Raw genomic sequence first — 586 nt, 5'->3', positions numbered from 1 at the left:
CAGAAGCGCCCGGCGATTTTCTCGGCACGGTGTTTATGCGGCTGGAGCTGGGGAATAAACACCTTCAGCAGTTCTTTACGCCCTGGAGTGTCGCCAGAATGATGGCGGAGATACAGTTGCAGGATGTTTCCGCACGCTTGCAGGAGAAACCCTTTGTGACCCTGTACGAGCCGGCTTGTGGGGCGGGCTGTATGACACTGGCCGCTGCCGACGTCTTGAGAGAGCAGGGGCATGATCCGTTATGCAGTTTGTGGGTATCAGCGATTGATATTGACCCGCTGGCCGCGGTGATGGCTTACGTCCAGCTTTCCCTGACCGGCATTCCGGCCGCGGTGACTATCGGCAATGCGCTGGATGATGGCGGCAGCAAACGGACACGTTACACGCCCGCCCATTATCTGGGTAACTGGTCGAGCCGTTTACGGGGGCATCAACAGCCACAGGCCGCCTGAATTTTTTCAGCCTCTGTTCTGTTACTCTAATGCGCCTTTCGGGGCGCTTTCTTATTTTCGAGTAGTTTTAATATATTGATTTATAGTGAAAATTAAGGTGATCCGATAAGCGAGTCGGTGGGTGAATCGAGTCA

1 protein-coding gene is annotated in these 586 nt (G+C 54.3%); it reads left to right on the top strand.

Features of this window, described 5'->3' with window-relative positions; translation table 11 throughout:
* Positions 1-452: N-6 DNA methylase (locus AAC147_RS05960; protein ID WP_047685987.1), on the top strand; the 452-nt coding region annotated here is incomplete at its 5' end.
* Positions 453-586: the final 134 nt, after the last annotated feature.

The sequence above is a fragment of the Xenorhabdus sp. NBAII XenSa04 genome (assembly GCF_963866145.1).
Lineage (GTDB): Bacteria > Pseudomonadota > Gammaproteobacteria > Enterobacterales > Enterobacteriaceae > Xenorhabdus > Xenorhabdus indica.
Note: the sequence above shows the minus strand (reverse complement) of the source record. Positions and strands in the feature narration are given on the sequence as shown.